This window comes from Streptococcus gallinaceus (assembly GCF_040545695.1).
Taxonomy (GTDB): Bacteria; Bacillota; Bacilli; order Lactobacillales; family Streptococcaceae; genus Streptococcus; species Streptococcus gallinaceus.
In genome coordinates this window covers 1-16,663 of record NZ_JBEPMK010000011.1, presented here as the reverse complement: position 1 = coordinate 16,663, position 16,663 = coordinate 1, and the positions used below count along the sequence as shown (strand labels likewise).

Below are 16,663 nucleotides of genomic sequence, written 5' to 3'. Positions count from 1 at the left end.
ATAACAAGAGAAGCAAAACAAAATTAAAAGGACTGAGTCCCGTTCAATACAGAACTCAATCCTGTGCTTAAAATATAGTGTCCAACTTTTGGGGGGCAGTACAAAAGTCCGGGGCCTTTTCTTTCTAACTGTAACAGTTTTATTTGTTTGCAAGTGCTCCCATTGGATCCCATGGTGCAAGGACGATTGGTTGGCTTTCGTAGGCAGCTAATTCTTCTGCTGTGAGGAATTCTTTGCGCACAACGATTTGGTAAGTGAATTCATCCATCCAGGCATCAGAAGCGACGAAGTAACCTTGTTGTCCAACCTTGTCTCCCCATGAATTTTCGACTTTCCATTTGGTTGCTTTGCCATTTTCGTCCAAGTCAACTCCGGTTAAGACCATAGCGTGAGTCATCAAGCTTTCGCTGTAGTCCAGGCGACCAGCCTTGTCTTGAGTCAATTGAATATCCATAGCAGATGCAAAGTCGTAAGTGTTAGTTGCCATAACACCAGATTGACGGTCGCTCATTTGGCCGACATCAGAACCAAACCAAACTGACTCGCCGGCTTGCATTTGGGCAATGGCCAATTCTTTGAAGCGGTCCATGTCTAAGTTGATGTAGCGTACGTCACGGCTACCAACGACATTTCCGAGGAGTTCAACAGTATAAGATTTGCCATATGGTTTATCAGCTGTTGGAGCATTGATGACAGAGACATAGTCTTCGAGTTTCAAGCCGACATATTTTTCGTAGAAAGCTTGTGGTGTCAGATTTTTCTCTGAGTGGAAGTTGTTGTCTTTGTCACGGTAAGCAAAGTCAAATGTGCGTGGTGGCAAACCAAGGTTCATTGCTAGGAAGTTGAAGATTTCTTGGAGAAGTTCTTCTTTTTTAGCTTGAACATCGCCGCCGTTTGTGACCAATTCACGGAGAATTTGTGCATCTTGACGCAATAATTTGTTAAGGTATTGGTTCATTTCACGGCTGGCGCTAGATGATACAGATTCAGGATAAACAGATTTCGGTACGACGCCGTATTTTTCAAAGAGGGCAACGACCATATCCCATTGACCACCGTCTTGTTGAGGGACATCCAAGAGGAATTTTACCTTGCGGCTACCCAATTCTTGATCAGCTGTTGCGATGATTTGTTCCAAGAACCAGTTTGATTTTTCGTATTTGTCCCAGAAGAAAGTGTGGGCTTGTGACAATTCAAAGTTTTCCAATTTGAACTCGCTGATGAGTTTGTGGCGGAAGGTATTGAGGGCAGCAAACATCCAGCAACGACCAGATGCTTTTTGGTTTGAAACTGCATCTTTTGTCAAGTCAATGGAGAAGACAGGGTCTGTTTCAATTTCGCTTTGGCGCGTTTCCAGTGCTTTTAGAAGCCCAGCGTGGGTTACAGCATTTTCTACAGCTTGGTATTTGGGATTTGCCAAATAGTCTGCATAGAGTTTTTCAGTGAAGTTTTGTGTTAATTCGGCCATGGTTCACTCCATTTCTAAAAAATTTACCCTTCCATTATAACGCTAGGAGGTCAGATTGCAAGTCGGGACTAGAATTTTGCGAATATTTTGCCAGAAAACTTGTATTTTATGGTATAATATGACAACATATTTTGAAGATTTGGAGAGTAACGATGACAAAGACCCCTTTTATTTCCACACCTGTACTAGAAAGGTTAACTGAGCAATTTCCAACGCCATTTCACCTGTATGATGAAAAAGGAATTCGTGAAAAAGCGCGTGCGGTCAATCAAGCATTCGCTTGGAATCCTGGATTTAAAGAGTATTTTGCGGTCAAAGCAACTCCCAATCCAACAATTTTGAAGATTTTACAAGAAGAGAATTGCGGTGTGGACTGTGCGACAGAAGTCGAATTGTTGATGAGCGACAAACTTGGTTTTACCGATATTATGTTTTCTTCCAACAATACGCCTGCCCAAGAATACCGCTATGCGCGTGAGATTGGAGCGACCATTAACTTGGATGCCTATGAACAAATTGCCTTCTTAGAGGAAGTGGCAGGCCTACCTGAGACAGTATCTCTTCGCTACAATCCTGGTGGGGTATTTGCACTTGGGACTGACATTATGGACAATCCAGAGGAATCCAAATTTGGCATGACACGTGCCCAGTTGATCCAAGGTTTTAAGGATTTGAAGGCTGCGGGCGTCAAAGAATTTGGAATTCACTCATTTCTTGCTTCCAATACCGTAACCAATGATTATTATCCCGAATTGGCACGCCAACTCTTCACTCTCGCAGTCGAAATCAAGGAAGAAGCAGGAGTTGAACTCAGCTTTATCAACTTATCTGGAGGAATTGGGGTCAATTATCACCCAGAAGAAAAAGAAAATGACATTGCCATCATCGGTGAGGGCGTGCGCAAGGTCTATGAAGAAGTCCTGACACCAAACGGACTGGGCTTTGTCAAAATTTTCACCGAATTGGGACGCTTTATGCTGGCACCGCACGGTCTCTTGGTTACCAAGGTTCTCCACCGTAAGAAGACTTATCGTGACTATGTGGGCGTAGATGCTTCTGCTGTCAATCTTCTTCGTCCGGCTATGTACGGCTCATACCATCATATCACCAACATGACCAATTCTGAAGGTGCGGTAGAGGTTGTGGACGTTGTTGGCTCGCTTTGCGAAAATAATGATAAATTTGCCAAGGAACGTGAATTGCCAGAGGCTCGTGTCGGTGACACACTTGTTATCCATGACACAGGTGCGCATGGCTTCTCTATGGGGTACCAATACAACGCCCGCTTGCGCTCAGCAGAAATCCTTCTCCAAGAAGACGGATCAGCTCGCATGATTCGACGCGCTGAGACACCAGAGGACTATTTTGCAACCCTTTATGGATTTGATTTTGAGGAGTAGGTTTCCTCGTTAATCGACGTGAAAAAGTCAACCGCCAATTTGATTTCTCTGTCGAGGAAGAGGCTGATTGAAAACCATAACAAAACCTTGGAAAACTTTGATTTTTCTGATATAATGGTACAAGAAAATCAAGGAGTTTAGAAATATGAATTTAGCATTAGCAATTGTATTAATTTTGGCAGCTTTGGCTGGTGGTGTCGCTTTGGGAATGTACCTTTCACGTAAGCAAGTACAGGACTACATCGCAGATAAGCCAGTTTTGGATGAAAATGCTCTTCGTTTGATGATGAGTCAAATGGGACAAAAACCGAGCGAAGCAAAAGTGCAACAAACACTTCGTCAGATTAAAGCTTCTCAAAAGGCTGCAAACAAAAAATAAGCATAAATGGGACTCGGGAGAACATCCCAGTCCTTTTTTAGCGAAAGTAGGAAATGATGGATAATCGACCAATTGGTTTTTTGGATTCAGGTGTGGGTGGTTTGACGGTGGCGCGTGAGCTCATGCGCCAACTTCCTCATGAAGAAATTGTCTATATCGGGGATTCGGCTCGGGCACCTTATGGACCGAGACCAGCAGAACAAATTCGTGAATATACTTGGCAGCTGGTTCATTTTCTCTTGACCAAGGATGTGAAGATGATTGTCTTTGCCTGCAATACCGCAACAGCCGTTGCTTGGGAAGAGGTCAAGGAAGCCTTGGATATTCCTGTTTTGGGTGTGATCTTGCCTGGGGCATCTGCAGCTATCAAGGCAACAAAATCTGGCAAAGTCGGTGTGCTCGGGACATCTATGACTATTCAGTCCGACATTTATCGACAAAAAATTCAAGCACTTTCTCCTGAAACAGACGTAAGCAGTCTGGCCTGCCCCAAGTTTGCTCCTCTGGTAGAGTCCAATTCTTATCAGTCCAGTTTGGCTAAAAAGGTGGTCTATGAGACTCTAGGAGGCTTGAAGGGGAAAGTGGATACACTGGTCTTAGGCTGTACTCACTACCCGCTTCTACGGCCCATTATTCAAAACGTTATGGGGCAAGAGGTCAAGTTGATTGATAGTGGGGCAGAGTGTGCGAGGGACATCTCCGTCTTGCTTAATTACTTTGAAATCAATCGCAGCCGGACAGCAGAAAAAACAGGCCATAAATTTTACACAACGGCCAGTCCAGCAGCCTTTCGCGATATTGCTGAAAGCTGGCTAGATCGAACAATAGATGTGGAGCGTGTGACATTATGACAAAGAAAATTTATGAATACAAGGATGTAGCAAACTGGTTTATTGCGAGCCTAGGTTCTTTTCAATATGTAACGAGTTTTCTGGAAGATGATGACTTTTCAAGTTTTTCAGAAGTGATTTATAAATTGTTAGAAGATGTTGGTATGAAACGATTTGAGGAAGGTCCAGGTGTCCAAATTCATATCGTGCAATGCTCTTCACATTTTCATTTGTTGAACTTTTTAGTGGATGTCATCAATCAAGAATTTGACCGGAAGATAGAAGTACGTCGTCACCAAGGAGCCATTTTAGTCAGTGAAAACGACCAACTCTTGTCTGTTCAACTTCCAAAAAATGGTGTGAAGCTAGCTGACTTTTTAGGTGCTTCTTCAGAAAAATCACTTGAAGATACCATCCTCATTGCGACGAAAAATGAAGGAAAAACCAAAGAGTTCCGAGCTTTCTTTAAAAAAATGGGCTACGCAGTTGAAAATCTCAACAACTACCCAGACTTACCTGATGTCGCAGAAACCGGTATGACCTTTGAAGAAAATGCACGGCTCAAGGCTGAAACCATTGCCCAGCTGACTGGAAAAATGGTCTTGGCAGATGATTCTGGCTTGAAGGTGGACCGACTGGGTGGTCTGCCCGGAGTTTGGTCTGCTCGCTTTTCAGGAGCAGGAGCAACCGATGAGAGCAATAACGCTAAACTCTTGCATGAATTAGCAATGGTCTTTGAACAGAAAGATCGTTCTGCTCAGTTTCACTGCTGTCTAGTCATTGCGGCGCCTGAGCGAGAAAGCCTCGTCGTCGAGGCGAATTGGGAAGGCTACATTGCCTTCGATGCCAAGGGGGAAAATGGCTTTGGCTATGACCCACTCTTTATCGTTGGAGAAACTGGCAAGCGCTCAGCTGAATTCACACTAGAGGAAAAAAATCAGATTTCTCATCGTGCAAAAGCACTTAATCAATTATTGGAGGCATTTCCAGTATGGCAAGCAAACGAATTGTAGTCATGAGTGATTCCCATGGAGATTGGGAAATTGTGGAAGCAGTCAAACAGACCTATCTTGGCAAAGTAGATGCTATTTTTCATAATGGCGATTCAGAGTTGACAGCAGATGATGCAATCTGGGACGGGATTTCCGTTGTATGTGGAAATTGTGACTATTATGGTGGCTATCCAGACACTCTTTTGACTGATTTGGATGGTATCCGCATTGCTCAGACGCATGGTCACTTGTTTAGCATCAATTTCGGTTGGCAGAAGTTGGACTATTGGGCACAGGAAGTAGAAGCAGACATTTGTCTTTACGGTCACCTGCATGTACCAGACGCAGAGGTACGTGGTGGAACCCTCTTTCTTAATCCAGGCTCAGTCAGTCAGCCAAGGGGGCTGGTGAGAGAATGTCTCTATGTTCTTGTCACTATTACAGACCATCACTTTTTGGTGGAGTATTTCACTCGTGATCACCAGCTTTATCCTGCATTGACAAAGGAACTTGCCCGATGATAACACCAAAAATTAAAGAATTTTTATTGGCGCAAGAAGAAACATTTTTGACGCCAGCTGAAAAATTAGCCGTGATTGTGGAAACGCACAATATCGACCATGCCAAGCTCCTATTGAGCCATATGACCTACTCGCGGGTACCAGTTGTGACGGAAGACAATCGGTATTTTGGGACCATCAGCTTGCGGGAAATCATTCTCTATCAAACGGAAAACAATCTATCTGACGACCAGCTGAATGTAGATATTTCCTTGATTGCCAAGACGGATGGACCAACTGTTCCTGTTGAGTATGACTTGGAAGAAGTCATGCGCGAATTGATTGACGAAGCCTTTTTACCTGTCGTCGGACCGGATAAAGAATTTTTAGGGATTATCACCCGTAAGTCAATCCTAAAAGCAGTCAATGCCCTTGTCCACAATTTTCACCTTGAAGAAAAATAGAAAGTCTTATGAACACATTGATAACAGCCTTTCTCCAGCAAAAAAAACTTTCCAAGAATTCACAATTGGCTTATCAATATGACCTCCAACAGTTCTTGGATGTTTGCGAGGGGCAGTTTTCAAGTGGAAAGTTGGAGATTTACCAAGCCTTTTTACAGTCACTAAAGCCAAGAGCCCAGCAGCGTAAGTTGTCTGCGGTTAATCAATTCCTCTATTTTCTTTATGAAAACGGGGCGATGGAACCTTATGTCAAGTTGAAATTAAAACAGTCTAGCTCAAGCCTGGCTCCGCAAAACTTGCAGTTGGAAGAATTAGGTGATTTGTGGCAGGATACAGATTACAAGGCAGGGCAACTCATTGCTCTTTTGATTGCGATTGTTGGCTTGACACCTGCAGAAATTGCAGGCATCCGCACAGAAGATGTTGTGCTGAGCTTTGCCGTCTTGACGGTGGAACGGGAGCAAGTTCGCCGTGTTGTCAGTCTGCCCAAGGAATTGCTTTCCTATCTAGACGCACAACTGGGGGCAGTTTTTCTCTTTGATAAAAAGGGGAAATCCTATTCACGTCAGTGGTTCTTCAATCAGTTGTCACAGTTTGTCACAGCTATTGGGCATCCGACTTGGACTGCGCAAAAATTGCGTGAGCAGTATATTTTACACAGATTGGCAGAAGGAAATTCTCTGGAAGAAGTTGCTAAGCAATTGGGACTCAAATCAATGACCAGCTTGGAAAAATTTAGAAAAAATGGATATTAAATTAAAAGATTTTGAAGGGCCGTTAGACTTGCTTCTGCACTTGGTTTGCAAGTACCAGATGGACATCTATGAGGTGCCCATTACAGAAGTTATCGAGCAATATTTGGCTTATATTGCGACCTTGCAAGCTATGCGCTTGGAGGTAGCCGGTGAGTACATGCTGATGGCGAGCCAGCTGATGTTGATTAAGAGCCGTCGACTTTTGCCCAAGGTGGTGGAAGAAATGCCTGAAGAGGAAGACCCAGAGCAGGCCTTATTGAGCCAATTGGAGGAATACCGTCGCTTTAAGATCATCAGTGAAAAGATGGGAGAGCAGCATGACGAGCGCGCCCATTATTATTCAAAACCAAAAGTTGAGTTGGTCTATGAGGATGTGACTCTGGCCCAGGATAAGACGACGGTCGACCTCTTTTTAGCCTTTTCAAAAGTCATGGCAGAAAAGCAAGCGGAACTCCGTCAATCTCATGCCACAATTGCGCGGGATGAGTACAAAATCGAAGACATGATGGACCAAGTTCGTGGTCGTTTTGGGAAGAAGCAGCAAATCCGATTATCGGACTGTTTCAAGGAAAGTCGGGATATGAATGAAGTGATCACGATTTTTCTAGCCACCTTGGAGTTGGTCAAGGTTCAGGAAATCTTGGTGCAACAAGAAGAAAACTTCGGAGAAATTTACCTAGTAAGGAGTCAAGATGAGTCGAATAGCTGAAATAGAAGTCTTGCTCTTCGTGGCAGGCGAGGATGGATTGACCTTGCGTAATCTAGCAGAAATACTAGAAATGCAGCCCTCAGCGGTCACCCAACAATTGGAAAAATTAGCGCAAAAGTATGAAACAGATGAGGATGTCGGTCTCATGCTTTATGAGTCCTCCAATCATTATAAATTGGTCACAAAGAAGGTCTACGCAGACTTGTTGAGAGCCTATGCCAAGACGCCTATCAACCAATCCATGTCCCGAGCTTTGTTGGAAACCTTGTCCATCGTTGCCTACAAGCAGCCCATTACTCGGGTCGAAATTGATGACATTCGTGGGGTGAATTCCAGCGGTGCCATTAGCAAGTTGCAGGTCTTTGACCTGATTCGAGAAAATGGGAAGAAGGATGTGGTTGGCCGTCCAAACCTCTATGTAACCACGGATTATTTCCTGGATTATATGGGAATTAACAATCTGGAAGAATTGCCAGATGTATCAGGTCTAGAAATTACAGACCAGGAAACGGAATTGTTTCTAGAAAGAGAAAATCAAGATGAGAATTAACAAATATATCGCTCATGCAGGAATTGCCAGCCGTCGTAAGGCTGAAGAGCTAATCAAACAAGGTTTGGTCACGGTAAATGGCCAAGTTATTCGTGAATTGGGCACAGTCATCAAGTCAGGTGATGTGGTTGAAGTAGAAGGGCAGCCTATCTACAACGAAGAAAAGGTTTACTACCTTCTCAACAAACCTCGTGGTGTGATTTCAAGTGTGTCGGATGACAAGGGACGTAAGACGGTTGTAGATTTATTGCCGACCGTTAAGGAGCGGATTTATCCTGTTGGCCGTTTGGACTGGGATACTTCAGGTGTTTTGATTTTGACCAATGATGGGGATTTCACCGATGAGATGATTCACCCCCGCAACGAGATTGATAAGGTCTACCTTGCGCGTGTCAAAGGAGTTGCCAACAAGGAAGTACTTCGCCCATTGACACAAGGTGTTGTCATTGATGGCAAGAAAACTAAGCCAGCAGTCTATGAAATTTTGAAAGTTGATCCTGTAAAAAATCGTTCCGTGGTACAATTGACCATTCACGAAGGGCGCAATCATCAGGTCAAGAAAATGTTTGAATCTGTTGGACTTTTGGTGGACAAGTTGTCACGGACTAAGTTTGGGAATTTGGACTTGACAGGTTTGCGTCCAGGTGAGTACCGTCGCCTCAATAAAAAAGAAGTCAGTCAGCTACATACCTTGGCTGTTACCAAGACAAAATAATGGTTTGGCTATTGAAAAAGCTGGTGCGCCTCTACCAACGCTTCATTTCTCCTCTCACACCTCCCGCATGCCGCTACCATCCAACTTGCTCTAATTACATGTTGCAGGCCTTGGAAAAGCATGGCCTTAAGGGAGTGCTGATGGGCCTATCCCGCATCTTGCGCTGCCATCCATTGGTTGAAGGAGGAGAAGATTCTGTTCCAGACCATTTTTCACTAAGACGAAATAAACCTGAAAACGGATTCTAATTTCTGTAAAAATCAAGGAATAATCTATTCATTTTCCTTGAAATTTACTTAAATTATGATATAATTGAAGATAAGATATTCATTTATTTAAATCAAACCTGTTGTGATTTAAGTGAATGACTTGTCATTCACCATGCTGTCTGCTGAGCTTGACTCCGGGCAGTGTGGCATTTTTTTTGTAAAAAATAGAAAGAAGAACTATGAATATCGAAGACCTTTCTTACCAAGAAACATCCTCACGCAACCATGTTGTTTTGTTTGAACCACAAATTCCACAGAATACTGGCAATATTGCGCGGACCTGTGCAGCGACCAACAGCCCCCTTCATATCATCAAGCCGATGGGCTTCCCGATTGATGACCGAAAAATGAAACGTGCTGGACTGGATTATTGGGATAAATTGGATGTCCGTTTTTATGAAAATCTCGACGGATTTATGCAGGCAGCAGCTGATGGTCAAGTGCATTTGATTTCAAAATTCGCCGATAAAACTTATTCAGATCAATCCTTTGATGATGGACGTCCGCATTATTTCCTTTTTGGACGAGAGGACAAGGGGTTGCCAGAGGAATTTATGCGTCAGCATCCTGAAAAGGCACTCCGCATTCCGATGAATGATGAACATGTCCGTAGTCTCAATGTCTCCAATACTGTGTGTATGATTGTTTACGAGGCATTGCGCCAACAAAATTTTGCGGGGCTCGAACTCACTCATACCTACGAAGCAGACAAGCTTAAGTAGGGAGAAGTGTGTCTAAAATGACAACTAAGCCTGTCTCCAATGCCACTATCGTGCACGACGGAACGTCGCTAGTTAGATAAAAAATGAACCAAAACCTTGCAACTGTAAGGTTTTTTTGTTATGATTATCTTGTCTTCAGGGCAGGGTGAAATTCCCGACCGGCGGTATTCAATCTGAAAAGGATTGTCAGTCCGCGAGCGCAAGCTGATGTGGTGTGATTCCACAACCGACAGTAGAGTCTGGATGGGAGAAGACGAAGGTTTTGGGCGTACACGAAAAGTGAGTCAAATGATACCTTTGGGACTTCTTTCAATTTGTCAAAATTGGAGGAATTTTTTTATGACACAAACACGCAAAATGGCCTACATTGCCATTCTTTCCGCAGTTTCTTTTCTGCTCATGTACTTGAAGTTTCCCTTGATTCCAACGGCTAACTTCTTGGAAGTTGACTTTTCCATCATTCCCATTTTACTGGGCTTGCTGGTATTGGATTTGAAGTCGGCTTGGGGAATTTTGCTGCTTCGGACCTTACTCAAATTTGTCTTTAACAATGCTGGTCCCTCAACCTTGATTGGCTTACCAATGAACATTGTGGCGGTTGGTGTATTCGTGCTGGCGATGGCTATTATTTGGAAGAAAAAACCGAGCTTGAAAACTTACTTACTCGCATCGCTGGTTGGAACACTAGGATTGACAGTCTCAATGCTGGTGCTCAACTATGTCTATGCGATACCCTTGTATGCAACGGTTGCGAATTTTGATATCAAACAAATTCTAGGTCTCAACCTGTATTTGTTTGGGATGGTCTTGCCTTTCAATCTTTTGGAGGGAGCCTTATTCGCCCTTGTATTCTATCTTTTTTATCTAGCTTTCAGACCTTATTTAAAAAAACTTTAAGCTAGCTATCCTATAGTTAATTTATGAAAAACAAACAATCTTATTTACCTTATGCTTCATTTGCAGCCCTCTTCTTTGTTATTTTAGGTTACACAGACAAATTTTACCCTGAGACTTTGGCTGGTTTCGATAAAGGATTGCAAGCTGCCTTTCGTGGTCAGTTGCCAGAAGCAGCAACCCTTTTTTGGTCGCACATCACTATTTTAGGCAATGCCAGTGTGACTATTTTATTGATGCTTGGTTTGGCGAGCCTATTCTACTGGAAAAAATGGAAGGCTGAGGCTTATTTCCTAGTTTTGAATTTTGCCTTGATGGGTTTCTTTTCAACCCTGCTCAAATATGTCTACCAGCGACCACGTCCTACGATTGAATGGTTGGTTAATACGACCGGCTATTCTTATCCGAGTTGGCACACTGCTTCTACGCTTTTAATTGCTGGTTTCTTGGTGATTATTTTGCAGCAACGGATGAAAGCAGGCGCGCTCCGCTTGCTAAGCCAAATCGGTCTTGTCTTAGTTGCAATTCTTGTAGCTTTATCACGGATTTACATCGGAGTGCATTTCCCGACAGACATCATCGGCGGCTGGTTGCTGGCTGTGACTATTTTACTAGCTGTTTTTCCTTACTATGATCAGTATCGCTTTACTCAGCGTTTTCAGAGTAAGCAGAAATAAGGATTTGATTAAATAAAAATGAAGACTATTGCTAGTCTTCATTTTTATTTTTTAACAGGCTTTTTAGCAGCTTCGTTGAGTCCTTCTTGGATTGTTTGTACATAGAGTTTAGCACCCGCCTGGATAGAAGGTGAGTCGCCACCAAAGTGGATGTTATCACTATTTGCCCAGATTTCAGGATGTTTTTTAGCGGTAGCATTCCAGTCTGCAATGGTGATAAAGTCATACTCTTTAGCGAGCTCTAGCTCATATTGGTAATGTTTTTCTGCGATAGGATCTTCATAAGTTGCAGAATTACCGTCGTATGGTGTTACAAAGATGAGGCTGTGTCCCTTAGGAAGAGTAGAGATGATATTGTCCAATTCTTCGTTGTAATTATTGACGACATTCACACCTGTTGCAATAACGACATTTTTCATGAGAGTGCCATTTTGGATATTGGTTTTGACAATTTCCAAGGCTTGGGTAGTATTACGGCTCTCAGCCGCATCAACGATAGCATTTGGGAGTAACTCTGAGATAGCAGATGTTGCACGAAGTGTCACTGAATCTCCGATGACAGTAGTTCCTTCTGTAACATTGTATTTAGAAGCTGTTTTTCCATCCGCAAAGGTACGGGTTTGTTGCATCTGAGTATCGGCTTGTTTTAGCGAGTTGGTCAATAAATCAGTCTCAAAAGCGCCGATAGCTGGTGCAGTAAAAATGACCCAGAGGCCTAGTAAGGCGATGATTGCTCCGCTGATGGAAGCTGGTAGACGAAGTTGTTCCCAGCTAATCTGCACAGAGAAGAGTTGGACTTCTTTTCCTTGCAGCAGTGGTTCTAAGATATAGAAGGATAGACTAGCAAAAAGAAGGGAGAAGAAAGCCGTTAACAGCACTGCAACTAGATTGTTGGTAGCTTGTGAAAAGATAGTATAGAGTGGCCAGTGAAAGAGGTAGACTCCGTAGCTAGTATCGGCTAAAAATGTCACGATAGCAGGTTCTTCCTTGTCTGGTAATTGCTCGTGCAATAGGCGGGCAGAAAAAATAAGACACGCAGTAGCCAAGCTAGAAAACAAAAATCCAAATAGGTAGGTACTACGATTTTCAAATTTCAAGAAGAATGTCAGAAGAAGAAGAACAGTCAGTGCTCCGCCTGCCCAGTAAAATGTTTTCTTAACAGGCCAAGTATGAATGAGTCGCTTGAATGGCTTGGTCGTTCCTTGAATCCCTGTCAAGGTTGCAAAAGTGCTTCCGACAAAAAATGGGAACAGGTGTGTCCAACTAGAGAAATAAATGGTTGAAAAGCTATCTGTCAAAAATGATCGAACAAACATAGAGAGGAAGCAGACTAGGAAAATGAAGGAGGAAAGGAAGAAAATCATTCCTCGCAATTGCCCTTGCGATTTAGCATGTTTGGATAGCCACCAGACAAGCAAGCCCCACAAAACATAGAAGTGAACTTCAACAGCCAAGCTCCAAGTATGGACAAAGAGATGAGGAATAAATTGATTTTCGTAGTTTCCGCCAGTCAGAATCTCAAAGTAATTGGTCATGAAACCAAAAACGGCGACGATTTGTTGACCGATATTGGCGACAAAGTCTTTACGGATTAAGAGGGTAAAAGGTAGGCTGAGTGCCACCATCAGGATAACGGGTGGTAGGATACGATAAAATCGTCTTCTAAGAAATCCGATGATGTCGATATGATTATTTCGAGCAAATTCGTCCAAAAATAAGGCGGTGATCAGGTAACCTGAGAAGGTGAAGAAAATATCTACACCGACGAAACCACCTGAAAAATATTTTGTGAAGTAGTGGTAAAGTAATACGAGCACCAGTCCTATGATACGTACGACTGAAAACCATTTAATTCTCATCTTGATAAATCCCCTGTTTAAACTTTCCTTGGTAAATTGTCTTGTCTTCGGTTTTTAATTTGCCTTGACCGTTTGGACGACCATTGCTAAATGCGCCGGTATAGGTCCAACCCGCCTTTGCACGGAAGGTGCCTTGACCATGGAAGAGCCCGTTTTTGAACTGTCCTTGGTAGACATCCCCATTTTCAAAGGTAACTTTACCTTGGCCAGTCAATTTATGATTGGTGGTATAGCCGGTATAGGTAATTTTTCCATTGTCTAAGGTAAGAGAGGTTTTAGTAGGAATGCGCCCTAAGAACATGACAATGATGCAGAGAACAATCAAGGCTGCTGTAGCCAATTCGATATTTTTTCTCGTTAGGTAGACTTTCAAATCTTGCAGTTTTTCAAGGTCAAATGATAACTGTTTCATAGCGTAATTCTCTTTCTATAAAGTAGTACCATTCTATCATTTTTGACCCAATATTACAAAAATATTACATAGAATCCATCTGCTTCAATTTTTGTAACCATTCTTTACAACCTGCTAAGATGCGCTGGTAGGTTTCTTCAAAATCCCTTGTATAATAAGGATCAGGGATACTCTCCACAGCAAAAGGATGAATCTTATAATGCAAATGAGCAGGAACCATCTTCTTTAAATCACGGATGTTGTTGCGATTCATACCGATAATAAGATCGAATTTCTCCGCATCTGCCCTAGTCAATTGTTGGGAACTTTTGGTCGGTTCGTAGGGAATCTGATATTGCTTCAAAATTCCTTGTGTACCTCTGTGAATAGGATTTCCATGCTCCCATAAGGATGTTGTGCGACTTTCTATTTTAACATCTGTGGTCAGATTTTTCATAACAAACTCTGCCATAGGACTGCGGCAGATATTGCCTAGACAAACAAAAACAATTTTGTTCATGCGTTTTTCTCCTTTTCTTCTATTATACCCTAGTTGGATTTGTTAGTTTTCTCATTTTTGGAATATTTTGGAACATTTCTAATTTAGAGACTAAAAGATTGAAATGTTGATGAATTTTATTTATAATAATTACAAATAAAAGAAAAGAGGGTAATTATATGAAACATCATCAAGCAGCAGCGGAAGTGGCAAGATTTGCCAAAGCTGAGACAGTGGCAATCAATTTCTCAGAAACACAGGCAGTATTGAACCAAGCAGTGGCAGATTTGTCAGTAGCTCATTCTATCTTGCATCAAGTGCATTGGTATATGAGAGGGACAGGCTTTATGGTTTGGCATCCAAAGATGGATGAATACATGGCAGAGTTGGATGGTTATTTAGATGAAATGAGTGAACGCTTGATTACTTTGGGAGGCGCTCCATTTTCAACTTTGGCGGAATTTAGCAGCAATAGCCAGTTGACAGAAGTTAAAGGAGATTATAATTTGTCTTTAGAAGAACAATTGGCGCGTGTCTTGGAAGTTTATCGTTATCTAGCAGGCTTGTTTACAAAAGGATTTGCTGTAACAGATGAAGAAGGAGACAGTGTGACAAATGACATTTTCAATGTGGCAAAAGCGAGTGTTGAAAAGACGATTTGGATGCTGGCAGCAGAATTAGGACAAGCCCCAGGCTTATAAGAGAGAGCATCGAAAGGTGCTCTTTTATCTATCTTTTCTAAAAAATGAGAGCAGAAAGAGTGGAATGTGAAATAGACCTTGAAAATAGAGCGGATTTTTGCTAAAATTTTCCTATGAAAACCCTTTACGATGTGCAACAATTGCTCAAACGATTTGGTATCTTTGTCTATATGGGAAATCGCCTCTACGACATTGAAATGATGAAAATCGAACTCCTCCAGATTTATCAAGCAGGTCTTTTGGATAAGATGGACTACATTCAGGCAGAATTGATTTTGCGCAGAGAACATCGGCTGGAAGAAGAGTATCAGAAGAAAAAGGAGCAAGCAGAAAAATGAACTCAACTCTCTTAATTTTATTGGTTACACTGGTTTTATTGTTGGCTTGGATGGGCTACAATTATTGGCGTCTAAAACGTGCAGCGACGTTGATTGAAAACAAGGAATTTGCTGAAAAAATGCACGGTGCTCAAGTCATTGACTTGCGTACGCCAGCTGAATTTAGTAAAAAACATATTCTCGGTGCCCGTAATATTCCTTCAGAGCAAATCAAGCAAAGTCTAGGTGCTATTCGTAAGGACAAGCCAGTTTTGATTTACGAAAATGACCGTGGGCAACGCGTGACATCGACAGCTCTTCTCTTGAAAAAAGCAGGCTACAACGAAATTTATATTTTAAGTTATGGTCTTAATGAGTGGGATGGCAAAGTGAAGAAAAATTATTAAAATAGTGATTTATAGAATAGGATACCATCCCAATATATCTGTTGTACGCTAGTTAAACGACTTGTGTGGATGGTGTCTTTGTTTTGTGCTACAACGAAATAACATTCTCTCGTCTATTTATACTTTTTTTATTTCAGAAGTAAGTGATAAACAGCGAAGTTGTTATTAATGAAATGTTATTTAGAAATATATTATATTTTTCACTAGTCTACTGATTGGCAAAAAATTAGCATTTCATTATGTGTTGCATATTAAGGGAAAGAATATTGTGTAGTTTGATAGAAAAAGATAAGCCAAAAGTGAATTTCTAGAAATGAGTATTAAGTGGTAATCGAATCATAGGACTGTTAAGCAATTTTGAATTCTAGGGTGTTAGGTAATTTAATTTTCTTGCTAATTAAAAATAGATGTAATGGTGGGTATCTGTGGGAAGCTCATCATATCTTTGTAAACAGTTTGATAAAATCCAAATAGTAGAAAAGGACTGAGTTCTCTATAAAGTAGTCTCAGTCCTTTTTTGCTATTAAATTTTAGATAGTCACTTTAGACGACGTTTTACGAAAGGTAATAGTAATAAGTTTAAAAGTCCCAACATCATCATGAAAGATGATGAACGCTCACCAGTTACAGGGAGTATTTTTTCTTTGGATGGTTCGTCCTTACGTGCTGGTTCCTCTTTATGCGCTTGTTTCTCTTTGCGTGCTTGCTCTTCTTTGCGTGCTTGCTCTTCTTTACGTGCTTGTTCTTCTTTGCGTGCTTGTTCTTCTTTGCGCGCTTGCTCTTCTTTACGTGCTTGTTCCTCTTTACGTGCTTGCTCTTCTTTGCGTGCTTGTTTCTCTTTACGCGTTTGCTCTTCTTTACGTGCTTGTTCCTCTTTACGTGCTTGTTTCTCTTTACGCGTTTGCTCTTCTCTACGCTCTTGTTCGTCTTTACGAGGAGCATTTTCTTTTGCTTGGAAAGTAGCAGCAATTCGCTTTAACCCAGCTTGCAAGGCAGCCTCAACCTCTTCTTTAGTTGTTGCTTTATCAATAGCTTCGACAGCATATGTTGCTTCTCTAGTGGCAAATTTTTTGTAAGAGTATTTTTGCGGTTCTGGGAGAGCAGCATCAATTTCAGCTCGTTTTTGTTTCACCGCAGTTTTGATTTGTTCTTTTGCTTGACGTTG

The 16,663-nt window shown here is 41.9% G+C and carries 22 protein-coding genes, 1 pseudogene and 1 riboswitch; of the genes and pseudogenes, 18 read left to right on the top strand and 5 right to left on the bottom strand.

From position 1 onward, the window contains the following. The coding region (locus tag ABID27_RS10160) for an IS3 family transposase (protein WP_354281430.1) at window positions 1-71 on the top strand (71 nt) is incomplete at its 5' end. Between the two features lie 68 nt (window positions 72-139). Here the strand turns inward: ABID27_RS10160 and pepC are convergent. Beyond that, on the bottom strand, window positions 140-1,468 hold the full coding sequence (gene pepC / locus ABID27_RS10155; protein WP_354281904.1) for an aminopeptidase C: 1,329 nt from the start codon (window positions 1,466-1,468) through the stop codon (window positions 140-142). 152 nt (window positions 1,469-1,620) lie between these two features. Here pepC and ABID27_RS10150 point away from each other — a divergent pair, with 152 nt between their 5' ends. The 14 genes from ABID27_RS10150 to ABID27_RS10085 all read left to right on the top strand — a co-directional run bounded on the left by ABID27_RS10150 (window position 1,621) and on the right by ABID27_RS10085 (window position 11,324). Then, window positions 1,621-2,868, top strand: coding sequence for a diaminopimelate decarboxylase (locus ABID27_RS10150; RefSeq protein ID WP_354281902.1), 1,248 nt, complete (start codon window positions 1,621-1,623; stop codon window positions 2,866-2,868). A 145-nt stretch (window positions 2,869-3,013) separates the two neighbouring features. Continuing rightward, the gene (locus tag ABID27_RS10145) at window positions 3,014-3,247 is read left to right on the top strand and encodes a YneF family protein (RefSeq protein WP_253363311.1); all 234 of its coding nucleotides are present in this window, start codon (window positions 3,014-3,016) and stop codon (window positions 3,245-3,247) included. A 56-nt stretch (window positions 3,248-3,303) separates the two neighbouring features. Further along, window positions 3,304-4,098, top strand: a complete 795-nt coding sequence (gene racE, locus ABID27_RS10140; protein ID WP_354281906.1) for a glutamate racemase — start codon at window positions 3,304-3,306, stop codon at window positions 4,096-4,098. Further along, on the top strand, window positions 4,095-5,090 hold the full coding sequence (locus tag ABID27_RS10135; protein WP_253363312.1) for a nucleoside-triphosphate diphosphatase: 996 nt from the start codon (window positions 4,095-4,097) through the stop codon (window positions 5,088-5,090). Before racE ends, ABID27_RS10135 begins: the two co-directional genes overlap by 4 nt. Further along, window positions 5,069-5,590 (top strand): metallophosphoesterase, encoded by a 522-nt coding sequence (locus tag ABID27_RS10130; RefSeq protein WP_354281900.1) that lies wholly within the window; start codon window positions 5,069-5,071, stop codon window positions 5,588-5,590. The genes ABID27_RS10135 and ABID27_RS10130 overlap by 22 nt, the downstream gene beginning before the upstream one ends. Next, on the top strand, window positions 5,587-6,033 hold the full coding sequence (gene cbpB, locus ABID27_RS10125) for a cyclic-di-AMP-binding protein CbpB (RefSeq protein WP_253363320.1): 447 nt from the start codon (window positions 5,587-5,589) through the stop codon (window positions 6,031-6,033). The genes ABID27_RS10130 and cbpB overlap by 4 nt, the downstream gene beginning before the upstream one ends. 8 nt (window positions 6,034-6,041) lie before the next feature. Beyond that, complete coding sequence (gene xerD, locus ABID27_RS10120; protein ID WP_354281898.1) at window positions 6,042-6,788, top strand: site-specific tyrosine recombinase XerD; 747 nt, start codon at window positions 6,042-6,044, stop codon at window positions 6,786-6,788. Next, window positions 6,778-7,497 carry a segregation/condensation protein A gene (locus ABID27_RS10115; protein ID WP_354281896.1) on the top strand — a complete coding sequence of 240 codons (720 nt, stop codon included), beginning with the start codon at window positions 6,778-6,780 and terminating at the stop codon, window positions 7,495-7,497. Before xerD ends, ABID27_RS10115 begins: the two co-directional genes overlap by 11 nt. Next, on the top strand, window positions 7,481-8,047 hold the full coding sequence (scpB, locus tag ABID27_RS10110) for an SMC-Scp complex subunit ScpB (RefSeq protein ID WP_354281894.1): 567 nt from the start codon (window positions 7,481-7,483) through the stop codon (window positions 8,045-8,047). Before ABID27_RS10115 ends, scpB begins: the two co-directional genes overlap by 17 nt. Further along, a complete protein-coding gene (locus tag ABID27_RS10105) occupies window positions 8,037-8,762 on the top strand; it encodes a pseudouridine synthase (RefSeq protein WP_354281893.1) in 726 nt (241 codons plus the stop codon). The genes scpB and ABID27_RS10105 overlap by 11 nt, the downstream gene beginning before the upstream one ends. Next, window positions 8,762-9,010, top strand: coding sequence for a membrane protein insertion efficiency factor YidD (yidD, locus tag ABID27_RS10100; RefSeq protein WP_354281891.1), 249 nt, complete (start codon window positions 8,762-8,764; stop codon window positions 9,008-9,010). The genes ABID27_RS10105 and yidD overlap by 1 nt, the downstream gene beginning before the upstream one ends. A gap of 200 nt (window positions 9,011-9,210) precedes the next feature. Next, window positions 9,211-9,753, top strand: coding sequence for a tRNA (cytidine(34)-2'-O)-methyltransferase (locus ABID27_RS10095; protein WP_354281889.1), 543 nt, complete (start codon window positions 9,211-9,213; stop codon window positions 9,751-9,753). Window positions 9,754-9,880: 127 nt separating this feature from the next. Further along, window positions 9,881-10,012: riboswitch (FMN riboswitch) on the top strand. Between the two features lie 80 nt (window positions 10,013-10,092). Next, window positions 10,093-10,650, top strand: coding sequence for an ECF transporter S component (locus ABID27_RS10090; RefSeq protein WP_354281887.1), 558 nt, complete (start codon window positions 10,093-10,095; stop codon window positions 10,648-10,650). A gap of 23 nt (window positions 10,651-10,673) precedes the next feature. Continuing rightward, window positions 10,674-11,324, top strand: coding sequence for a phosphatase PAP2 family protein (locus tag ABID27_RS10085; RefSeq protein WP_354281885.1), 651 nt, complete (start codon window positions 10,674-10,676; stop codon window positions 11,322-11,324). A gap of 44 nt (window positions 11,325-11,368) precedes the next feature. On the opposite strand, the gene ABID27_RS10080 is transcribed toward ABID27_RS10085, so the two are convergent. The 3 genes from ABID27_RS10080 to ABID27_RS10070 form a co-directional block, all read right to left on the bottom strand. Beyond that, window positions 11,369-13,183 carry an acyltransferase family protein gene (locus ABID27_RS10080; protein ID WP_354281883.1) on the bottom strand — a complete coding sequence of 605 codons (1,815 nt, stop codon included), beginning with the start codon at window positions 13,181-13,183 and terminating at the stop codon, window positions 11,369-11,371. Then, entirely contained in the window at window positions 13,173-13,595 is a 423-nt protein-coding gene (locus ABID27_RS10075; RefSeq protein ID WP_354281881.1) for an MORN repeat-containing protein, read from the bottom strand. Before ABID27_RS10075 ends, ABID27_RS10080 begins: the two co-directional genes overlap by 11 nt. A 64-nt stretch (window positions 13,596-13,659) precedes the next feature. Continuing rightward, a complete protein-coding gene (locus ABID27_RS10070; protein WP_253363354.1) occupies window positions 13,660-14,094 on the bottom strand; it encodes a low molecular weight protein-tyrosine-phosphatase in 435 nt (144 codons plus the stop codon). A gap of 158 nt (window positions 14,095-14,252) precedes the next feature. On the opposite strand from ABID27_RS10070, the gene ABID27_RS10065 reads away from it, so the two are divergent. The 3 genes from ABID27_RS10065 (at window position 14,253) to ABID27_RS10055 (ending at window position 15,498) form a co-directional block, all read left to right on the top strand. After that, window positions 14,253-14,774: a Dps family protein gene (locus ABID27_RS10065; protein WP_354281879.1), complete on the top strand. Its 522-nt coding sequence runs from the start codon at window positions 14,253-14,255 to the stop codon at window positions 14,772-14,774. Window positions 14,775-14,887: 113 nt separating this feature from the next. Further along, window positions 14,888-15,112 carry a YqgQ family protein gene (locus ABID27_RS10060; protein WP_253363358.1) on the top strand — a complete coding sequence of 75 codons (225 nt, stop codon included), beginning with the start codon at window positions 14,888-14,890 and terminating at the stop codon, window positions 15,110-15,112. Then, window positions 15,109-15,498: a rhodanese-like domain-containing protein gene (locus ABID27_RS10055; protein ID WP_253363360.1), complete on the top strand. Its 390-nt coding sequence runs from the start codon at window positions 15,109-15,111 to the stop codon at window positions 15,496-15,498. Before ABID27_RS10060 ends, ABID27_RS10055 begins: the two co-directional genes overlap by 4 nt. A gap of 538 nt (window positions 15,499-16,036) precedes the next feature. Here the strand turns inward: ABID27_RS10055 and ABID27_RS10050 are convergent. Then, a pseudogene (locus tag ABID27_RS10050) lies at window positions 16,037-16,663 on the bottom strand (DUF1542 domain-containing protein); the annotation flags it as partial.